The organism is Maribacter sedimenticola (genome assembly GCF_900188415.1).
Lineage (GTDB): Bacteria > Bacteroidota > Bacteroidia > Flavobacteriales > Flavobacteriaceae > Maribacter > Maribacter sedimenticola.
The window spans coordinates 41,627-50,793 of the sequence record NZ_FZNV01000012.1 but is presented as its reverse complement, the minus strand read 5'-3'; the positions used below and the strand labels follow the sequence as shown (position 1 = coordinate 50,793).

Here is a 9,167-nt window from a genome sequence, read left to right as displayed (position 1 = left end):
ACCGATTGTGACGACAATGACCCGAACGTATTCGAGGTTTCCACGTGGTACTTGGATGCCGATGGCGATAATTACGCCGTTGGTCCAACAGTAGAAAGTTGCAGTTCACCCGGAACAGGATATACGCAAACCATACTTCCACTAACCGATTGTGACGACAATGACCCGAACGTATTCGAAGTTTCCACGTGGTACCTTGATGTCGATGGAGATGGATATACCACTTTAGAAAGCATCGATAGTTGTAACAGTCCTGGAATAGGCTATACCCAAATCCCTTCAACATTTATTGATTGTAATGATGAAAATATAGAACTTAATCCTGAAACCGTATGGCGCTTAGACATCAATGAAGATGGCGTAGCCGACAATGAAGAAATGATAACATCCTGTATAAGTCCAGGAAAAGGCTATACGTACAATACACTTATACCATATTCCATCCAAGATAATATAATTATATACCCTAACCCAACAACAGATATAGTTGATATCGACCTTGGCAAAATTATTTCTACTACTAAACTAACGTTGGTAAATTCATCCAAACAACTCGTTCTATTTAAAACTTTCAAAAATCAAAAGGTAATTTCTATAAACATCTCCACATTGGCATCTGGCATCTATTATGTAGAAATTGATGATGACAATCAAATCATAAGCACTCATAAAATCATTAAACTATAAAATCACGTTTAAACTTTAGTTAATAAATTCTAATAACCCTTTTTATAATTCCTGTCCCTTAATGGTATTTTTGCAACGGTCTTAAAACCTGATTCAGGACCATACTTAAACTATTTATCATGAAACAATACCATGACCTTTTAAAACATGTTCTCAAAGAAGGTAACCAAAAGGGTGACCGTACAGGGACCGGGACTAAGAGTGTTTTTGGCTATCAAATGCGTTTTAACCTAAGCGAAGGTTTTCCTATGGTCACCACTAAAAAATTACACTTAAAATCAATTGTCTACGAATTACTTTGGTTTTTGAACGGGGATACCAATATTAAATATTTACAGGAAAACGGTGTTAGAATCTGGAACGAATGGGCAGATGAGAACGGAGATTTAGGACCGGTATACGGACATCAATGGCGTAATTGGAATAATGATGAAATTGACCAAATCAAAGAAGTTATCCACTCTTTAAAGACCAATCCCAATAGCAGAAGAATGTTGGTTTCTGCATGGAACCCAAGTGTATTGCCGGACACCTCAAAATCCTTTTCGGAAAATGTTGCCAATGGTAAAGCTGCGCTACCGCCATGTCATGCATTTTTTCAATTTTATGTTGCGGATGGCAAATTATCCTGCCAATTGTACCAACGAAGTGCAGATATATTTTTAGGCGTACCCTTCAATATAGCATCATACGCACTCTTTACCATGATGATGGCACAGGTTTGCGGTTACGAAGCTGGTGACTTCATACATACTTTTGGCGATGCCCATATATACAATAACCATATGGAGCAAGTTGAACTTCAACTAAGTAGAGAGACTAGACCTTTGCCAAAAATGAAAATAAACCCTGATGTAAAAGACATATTCGGGTTTAAGTTTGAAGATTTTACATTGGTAGACTACAACCCTCACCCCCATATAAAAGGCAAGGTAGCTGTTTAGGATCAATTTCTTAATGTTTTAGGCTAAACCGAATAAACCATTTTTCTCTAACTTACCATAAAAATTGTTTTCATGGTAAGTACTGATACGCTTTTAGATTTCTTTATTGAAACCAGAAGGCACACAGAGGCTATTTGTAAACCTCTTGAAATAGAAGATTATGTAGTTCAACCTATCATAGATGTTTCTCCACCTAAATGGCATTTAGGACATACCACATGGTTTTTTGAAGAATTCATCCTAAAAACATATAACAATAATTATCAAATTTTTGACGATGATTTCTCATTTGTATTCAACAGTTATTATGAAACGGTAGGAAAACGAGTTGTGCGCGCGGACCGTGGTAATCTATCTAGACCGTCCGTAAAAAAAGTTTTTGAATACAGGGATTATGTCACTCAGGCAATGACCAACCTGCTTGAGTATAACAACGACAAAACACTTTTAGAAGTTCTTGAAATTGGTATTCATCACGAAAAGCAACATCAAGAATTACTACTTACAGATATTAAATATATTTTGGGAAATAATCCCCTTTTACCTATCTACTCCAACTCTTTTGAAGAATATAATATTGATAATGAACCTCCGCAATGGATTACGATTCATGAAGGCATTTATGAAATAGGGCACAATTCCAACGAGTTTTGTTTTGATAATGAATTAGGTAGACACAAAGTATATTTACATGAATATCAAATACGTAACAAATTGGTTACCAATGCAGAATATGCCGATTTCATAGCGTCAGACGGGTATAAACGTTTTGATCTATGGCATGCCGAAGGTTGGGATTGGGTTCAACAAAATAAAATCAACGCCCCACTCTATTGGCACAACATACAAGATGAATGGTACTATTACGGACTAAATGGACTGACAAAAATTGACCCTAAAGCCCCGGTTGCCCATATTTCATATTACGAAGCTTTTGCATTTGCCCAATATAAAAATTGCAGACTGCCTACGGAATTTGAATGGGAATCCGCACAACATCAATTTAAATGGGGACAACGCTGGGAATGGACGGAAAGTGCATATTTACCGTACCCCAACTATAAAAAACCAGATGGTGCTTTAGGGGAATACAATGGCAAATTTATGGTCAACCAAAAAGTATTGCGCGGAAGCTCTGTTGCTACCCCAGTTAACCATTCTAGACCAACGTACCGAAACTTTTTTCAGACCGACTTAAGGTGGCAATATACCGGTATAAGGCTGGCCAAATAATTACGACAAAAAAGATATGCACAAACAATTAGCCATCTCCCTAGACACCCCTTTTAAACAAGAAGTATTTGAAGGCTTAACCTCATACCCAAAGTTTTTATCCTCCAAGTATATTTATGACAAAGCTGGTGACAAGCTCTTTCAAGATATTATGAATATGCCGGAATATTATTTGACCAATACGGAATATGCCATAATAGAGCAACATAAGATTCAACTAGCCCACATGTTCAGTCGTGGCAACCAACCATTTCATTTAATAGAAATGGGAGCCGGTGACGGTAAAAAAACTAAAATTCTATTGCGTCATTTTACTGAACAAAATTTAGATTTCACATTTAGACCCATAGATATAAGTCAAAATGCATTAAATCAACTTCAGATAAATTTAAAAAGAGAAATTCCACGATTAAGGACAGAACCTTTGCAAGGTAATTATTTTGAAACGTTACGTAAATTGAATTTTAATACGGAAGAACGTAAGGTTATTTTGTTTTTAGGCTCTAACATTGGAAATCTTTGCCATGAAGAAGCAATAGATTTTTTATCACAAATTCAAGAATATATGCAGCAAGAAGATTTGTTGTTCATTGGGTTTGATCAGAAGAAAAATCCTGAAACAATCCTGAATGCCTACAATGACGAGACCGGAATAACCGCTAAATTTAATAAAAACCTGCTTGTAAGAATTAATAAAGAACTGGATGCCAATTTTAATATAGATTGTTTTAAACATTGGGAAGTTTACGATCCGGAAACTGGAACGGCAAAAAGCTATTTGGTAGCAAAATCTCCCCAAAAAGTATTTATACAAGCCTTAGACCTACATATTTCATTTAAGGCTTGGGAAACCATACATACAGAGATTTCCCAAAAATATGATGATAGAACTGTTCAATGGTTAGCGGAACAATCCAATTTAACCGTTATAGATGAGTATAGCGACCCTAAACAATTTTACAAAAATTATCTCTTTAAAAAATCCTAATAAATACTATAAATGTAATTTGGAACAAAACCTTAATAGCGGAAAGAAATACTACCATAGTACTTGTATAAAAAACAATATTTCATAAAAAGTGACAGTATATGCCATTCCCTTGTAAGTTAACGAGAAAACAATAACTGATGCGACATGGTATTATCCTAAAACGCGCAAATTACCTAAAGTCATAAAAACATAATTGCTTTTTGGCGCAGATTGACAAAAATGCTAAAAAAACAGCAACAAAAAAAGGCATAGCGTACACCATGCCTTTCATAAAACTATTTTTTCCTTTTTACAGTTCCAATACTGCATTTTCAGACCCAGCGTAATCATTCCATTGGTAACGATCAGCTTCAGTTTCATTGATATAATTTCCGTCTACCAAGTATTTAAACTCAAAAGAATTTTCTTTTGGAAGATCAAAAGTTCCTTTAAAGGTACCGTTTTTCAATTTTTTTAAAGTACTAGCTTTTGGACTCCAATTATTAAAGTCTCCTACTACAGCTACACTTTTTGCCTCTTCTGCAGGTACGGTAAACGTCACCTTACATACCGGCTTTGATTTTAGATATTTCTTTGCAATTGCCATGATATTAATTTTAGAATTTAGGACAAAACTACTATAATAAAACACTCATTACCAATACGTAAGACCATTTTTATGAATATGATAAAAATTAAAGTCTTTTTAACCCTCCAATAGAATTTTATCCTACAAAAATTATCTTTAATGAATAGCTATCTCGTTGTCTTTAAGATTTTTACAATGTCATCTATATCCTTTTCATTATTATAAAAATGAAAACTTAAACGCACTCCATTTCCCCTCTGGGCACATTGGACATTATTACTTTCCAGTTTCCTGTAAACCTCGTTGTCTACCTTAATATTAAAAATAGTGCTATGACCCATCCTACGACTAAATTTTTCATCCAACAGTCCTAATTGTAGAAATGCCGACTTTGCCTTTTCCGCCAATTGTTGATTATGGAATGTTATGGCATCCATCCCAATCTTGACAAAATAATCCATTGAAAATTTTAAACTGCCAAAATTTAAGGAAGATAAATGTCCAGGTTCAAATAACTTGGCAAATCTAATTTTATTCTTCTTTTCAAAATCACCATTTGCAGCATTGAAACCAATAGTTCGTAAATTAACGTTTTTACTTACCTCATCAGAAAACAACATAAAACCATTTCCATATCCTGCCAACAGCCATTTGTAAGCACTTGCTCCCAATACATCAATGCCCGAAGCATCAAAATCAAAACTTGCACTTCCACAAAACTGCGTGCCATCTGCAACTATCAATAAATTGGGAAAATCTATTTTTAGTCTTTTTAAAAAAGCGCGGTCTATAGAAAAGCCATCTACCCATTGCACCAAACTTAACGCCAAAACATCAATTCCTTTCTTTGCAATTAAATCATAGATAACATCTTCCAAATCATACGTCATTTGCACATATTCAATATCAAAATCCCTATTTTCAAAAGCCCAGTTCAATGAAGGGTAATCCCCTTTTAACAACAACACCTTTTTCTTAGGGTTCAACCCCTCAAGCAACATATTTAGGGCAATGGAAAAATTGTTCACCAATGCAACACGCTCCCTATCGCAGTTAAAAAAACGGCTTACGGTATCCCGTGTTTCGGAAATCACTTGTAGAGCCTTTGAACGCATATCACTTCCATGTATCAAAAAATCAAGATCATGTTCTTGACGCCAGTCCAATAACGATTCATACATTGGACCATAAACTGCAGTATTGGCATAAATACCATTTCGTAGTACCGGAAATTCCTTTCTTAATTTTTCCATATTTTATTGGGTAATATACATTTCCTGTATCTTTGAGTTAAAGATAGGAAGAGCAATGTTTTCCAAGAAAAAAAACACCAAAATAGATGTAGAGCAACATGAGCTCGTAGAAAACGCACAAAAGAGAATAGCTCAGAAAAAAAAGCTATATACTCACTTTGTAGTGTTTTTGATAGGTAGTGTTTTCCTAATCCTTATAAACAAAATTTTAAAATACGGTCAAGAATATGATTGGTTTATATGGGCCATAACATTTTGGGCATTTTTATTTGCACTGCACATATTCAATGTATTTATTACCAATAGATTTATGGGCAAGGAATGGGAACGTTCCCAACGGGAAAAACTAATTCGTAAACAACAGGAACGAATTAATGAAATGCAGAAAGAATTGGATACCCAGCAACCTTTAGAAATTGAACCTAAAAAAAAACTGTATTGAAAACTCTAATAATGATTGCCGCCGCCGCCGAAAACGATGCATTGGGCAAGGATAACGACCTATTGTGGCATTTGCCGGATGACTTTAAGCGGTTTAAGAGATTAACAACTGGCCATAAAATAATTATGGGAAGAAAAACTTTTGAGAGTTTTCCAAAACCTTTACCCAACAGGACCCATATTATTATAACTAGAGATAAAAATTACACTACGGATTTTAAAGATTGCATAATTGTACATACGATAGAACAGGCCATTGATTTGGTAGCTAACGAAATTGCCTTTATCATTGGTGGTGGCGAAATATACGCATTGGCGGAAAAATTTGCAGATAAAATAGAACTAACAAGAGTTCATGCAAATTTTGATGAAGCGGATACCTTTTTCCCAGAAATAGATGAGTCTCTTTGGATGCTATCCGTACAAGAATTTCACCCCGCAGACGAGCGCCATAAATTTGCATTCACTTATCTTACCTATACCAGAAGAAATCCTTCTTTCAATGTTTAAAAATCTAAAAAATTAACATTTGATTCCATATTGAAAGGAGTTAAAATACCGGCTAGCACCTTCTTATTAATGTTTGTATAAAATTGATGCTTACCCCTTTTGTTAAGGTCTGCAAGCAAATTAAATTTCTCCAATACATTCTTGGTCTGTTTTGCTACAGCCCGCCCAGAATCTATTATCGTTACATTTTTCGGTAATATTTTCCGCAATACGGGAATTAGGTATGGATAGTGGGTACAGCCCAGTACCAAATGATCCATTCCTTGCTCCAACATTGGGGTCATATAACTTTCCAAAAGTCCAAACAATTCCGGACTTTGCAACTGCCCAGCTTCAATCAACTCTACCAAACCGGTTCCCTGTTGTTCCAATATGGTTATACCGGCAGCATGATTTTTAGAAGTACTATGAAAGAGACTACTGGACAAAGTTCCTTTTGTAGCCAATACACCCACAATTTTTGATTGCGATCGTAATGCGGCCGGTTTAATAGCGGGCTCTATTCCTATAAAAGGTATGGAGTAATGGTCTCGTAAATACTCAATAGCATTTGTGGTCGCCGTGTTGCATGCCACTACCACCATTTTACAATCCTGTGCCAACAAATGTTCAACATTCTTAGTACTTAGCGCTATAATGCGCTCATTAGATTGTTCCCCATATGGAGCATTTTTACTATCTGCCAGGTATATGCAATCCTCATTGGGCAGCAATTCCTGAATTTCACTCCAAATAGAAGTGCCACCTATACCAGAGTCAAAAATGCCTATTGGCCTGTTATCCATATTATTCCAATACCTGTATTATTGGCTTACCTGTTGTACCGTTAGGAAATGAAATACCCAAAAGGGCGGAAATGGTAGGCGCTATATCAGGAATTTCCGTTCGTTCAAAAGTCGCTCCCGGTTTAATCCCCTTACCATAAAAAAGTAATGGTGTATGGGTATCGTAAATTTGGGGAGACCCATGGGTTGAACCCGTTTCCGAATAAGAAATGAAACCGGGTTTTAGCACCACCAAAATATCACCAGAGCGCTTTTGATTATATCCGTTCTGTAAAATGTAAGGAATACCATGGGTATACTCATTATTCCACATTTGATCCGCAGTGTACACCCTATCAACAGCATCATAACTTAAAAATTCCTGTGCAATTTCCGCTTGGACTTCAGCAAGGGTCAAATCAAGATTTTTTATGATTTTATGGTCCAGGAACAGCTGATAATTAGAATAGTTTTTCACAATATCCTCTGTACCATAGGTATACCTTAAAAACTCGGCTAACTTTTTGGAATTAGCAGCATTATCAACATAACCTGATGGAATTTTTTGATCTCTTAAATATGCAGGCACTTCAATTGCTGCATGGTCCGCAGAAAGAAACAAGGTATACTCACCTTCGCCCACGGTTTTGTCCAATGCTTTGAACAATCTTGCCAAATCCTCATCTAAACGCAAATAGGTATCTTGAACTTCCTTGGAATTTACACCGTACTTATGACCAACATAATCCGTGCTGCTATAGCTTACCGCTAAAAAATCCGTTATGTCATCTTGCCCCAATGCTTCCTGCTTTAAAGCTTCTATAGCAAAGTCCGTTGTCAGGGAATTACCAAATGGTGTTGCCTTGATAATGTCAAAATCCTTGTCCTTATCCAATAAAGATGTAGTACTATGAGGAAAGGTTGGTGCTTTTTCACCATTAAAAAGCCCTTCATAGGCGTTATTGTCAGTACCACTTTCTTTATACTCCTTAATATCCTTTAATGTATTCCATGCTTTCTTGTACGATTGTGCTTTTCCAGATGCATTAAAATCCTGCACCCATTTTGGCAACACATCCATATAATATGAACTTGTTATCCATTTCCCTTCATCCTCTCCATGAAACCAATATGCAGCATTGGCCGTATGGCCGCCCGGCAATACAGCGCCCCTATCCTTTAATGCTATGGCAATGGTCTTACTTCGTAATTGGTTATGAAGCCGTAATTCATCGGTAACCGTGGTAACGGTCATTCTATGCGGAGACATTTTACCAGCATTGGATGCAGTGCCTATTGATGAATATGTTTCATCACCCGCACAATATACATCTTGTTCTATTTCCTTATCATACCAATTATTACCTATCACCCCATGAACGGAAGGAGTCGTTCCCGTATAAACAGAAGTATGCCCAGGACCTGTGCTAGTAGGTGCGTAATTATAATGATTGTTCTTACAATTAAACCCTTGCTCCACCAATCTCTTAAAACCATCCTTACCATAATGGTCGTAAAAGCGTGTTAAATAATCATAACGCATTTGATCCACCACAATACCTACCACTAACTTTGGCTTGGTTCTTATAATATCCTCCCCGGTGGTAGATTTACCCCGGTTTTGTGCAACGACATTTGCGCTTAAGAAAAATAGTCCCAAAACAAACGCGACTACAAAATAACTTCTGATTTTCATACTGATCCAATTGTAGCACAAAAGTAAATAAATTACACCTTTAAAGATTAAACCGAGGTTAAATGAAGTCCATTATTGTT

General features: G+C 36.2%; 10 protein-coding genes. 6 read left to right on the top strand and 4 right to left on the bottom strand.

Annotation, left to right across the window (positions count from 1 at the left end):
- From CHB68_RS18195 to CHB68_RS18180, 4 genes are all read left to right on the top strand, one after another.
- The coding region (locus CHB68_RS18195) for a T9SS type A sorting domain-containing protein (protein WP_179213233.1) at nucleotides 1-687 on the top strand (687 nt) is incomplete at its 5' end.
- Nucleotides 688-806: 119 nt separating this feature from the next.
- Entirely contained in the window at nucleotides 807-1,631 is an 825-nt protein-coding gene (locus CHB68_RS18190; protein WP_089263332.1) for a thymidylate synthase, read from the top strand.
- A 72-nt stretch (nucleotides 1,632-1,703) separates the two neighbouring features.
- Entirely contained in the window at nucleotides 1,704-2,864 is a 1,161-nt protein-coding gene (egtB, locus tag CHB68_RS18185) for an ergothioneine biosynthesis protein EgtB (protein ID WP_089263330.1), read from the top strand.
- Nucleotides 2,865-2,880: 16 nt separating this feature from the next.
- On the top strand, nucleotides 2,881-3,852 hold the full coding sequence (locus tag CHB68_RS18180) for an L-histidine N(alpha)-methyltransferase (protein WP_089263328.1): 972 nt from the start codon (nucleotides 2,881-2,883) through the stop codon (nucleotides 3,850-3,852).
- 292 nt (nucleotides 3,853-4,144) lie between these two features.
- Here the strand turns inward: CHB68_RS18180 and CHB68_RS18175 are convergent, their stop codons facing one another.
- Nucleotides 4,145-4,441 carry an isoamylase early set domain-containing protein gene (locus CHB68_RS18175; RefSeq protein ID WP_089263326.1) on the bottom strand — a complete coding sequence of 99 codons (297 nt, stop codon included), beginning with the start codon at nucleotides 4,439-4,441 and terminating at the stop codon, nucleotides 4,145-4,147.
- Nucleotides 4,442-4,590: 149 nt separating this feature from the next.
- Nucleotides 4,591-5,676: an aminotransferase class V-fold PLP-dependent enzyme gene (locus CHB68_RS18170; RefSeq protein WP_089263324.1), complete on the bottom strand. Its 1,086-nt coding sequence runs from the start codon at nucleotides 5,674-5,676 to the stop codon at nucleotides 4,591-4,593.
- A gap of 55 nt (nucleotides 5,677-5,731) precedes the next feature.
- Here CHB68_RS18170 and CHB68_RS18165 point away from each other — a divergent pair, with 55 nt between their 5' ends.
- Both CHB68_RS18165 and CHB68_RS18160 read left to right on the top strand, forming a co-directional pair.
- Nucleotides 5,732-6,118: a 2TM domain-containing protein gene (locus tag CHB68_RS18165; RefSeq protein WP_089263322.1), complete on the top strand. Its 387-nt coding sequence runs from the start codon at nucleotides 5,732-5,734 to the stop codon at nucleotides 6,116-6,118.
- A complete protein-coding gene (locus tag CHB68_RS18160) occupies nucleotides 6,115-6,627 on the top strand; it encodes a dihydrofolate reductase (RefSeq protein ID WP_089263320.1) in 513 nt (170 codons plus the stop codon). The genes CHB68_RS18165 and CHB68_RS18160 overlap by 4 nt, the downstream gene beginning before the upstream one ends.
- Here the strand turns inward: CHB68_RS18160 and murI are convergent.
- On the bottom strand, nucleotides 6,624-7,412 hold the full coding sequence (gene murI / locus CHB68_RS18155; RefSeq protein ID WP_089263318.1) for a glutamate racemase: 789 nt from the start codon (nucleotides 7,410-7,412) through the stop codon (nucleotides 6,624-6,626). The two genes, CHB68_RS18160 and murI, sit on opposite strands and share 4 nt — an antisense overlap.
- Nucleotide 7,413: 1 nt before the next feature.
- The gene (gene pafA, locus CHB68_RS18150) at nucleotides 7,414-9,087 is read right to left on the bottom strand and encodes an alkaline phosphatase PafA (RefSeq protein ID WP_089263316.1); all 1,674 of its coding nucleotides are present in this window, start codon (nucleotides 9,085-9,087) and stop codon (nucleotides 7,414-7,416) included.
- Nucleotides 9,088-9,167: the final 80 nt, after the last annotated feature.

Coding starts and splice junctions, on each gene's coding strand:
- CHB68_RS18170 (WP_089263324.1), bottom strand. CDS start 5,676: ATGGAAAAATTAAGAAAGGAATTTCCGGTACTACGAAATGGTATTTAT.
- CHB68_RS18180 (WP_089263328.1), top strand. CDS start 2,881: ATGCACAAACAATTAGCCATCTCCCTAGACACCCCTTTTAAACAAGAA.
- CHB68_RS18190 (WP_089263332.1), top strand. CDS start 807: ATGAAACAATACCATGACCTTTTAAAACATGTTCTCAAAGAAGGTAAC.
- CHB68_RS18165 (WP_089263322.1), top strand. CDS start 5,732: ATGTTTTCCAAGAAAAAAAACACCAAAATAGATGTAGAGCAACATGAG.
- CHB68_RS18175 (WP_089263326.1), bottom strand. CDS start 4,441: ATGGCAATTGCAAAGAAATATCTAAAATCAAAGCCGGTATGTAAGGTG.
- murI (WP_089263318.1), bottom strand. CDS start 7,412: ATGGATAACAGGCCAATAGGCATTTTTGACTCTGGTATAGGTGGCACT.
- egtB (WP_089263330.1), top strand. CDS start 1,704: ATGGTAAGTACTGATACGCTTTTAGATTTCTTTATTGAAACCAGAAGG.
- pafA (WP_089263316.1), bottom strand. CDS start 9,087: ATGAAAATCAGAAGTTATTTTGTAGTCGCGTTTGTTTTGGGACTATTT.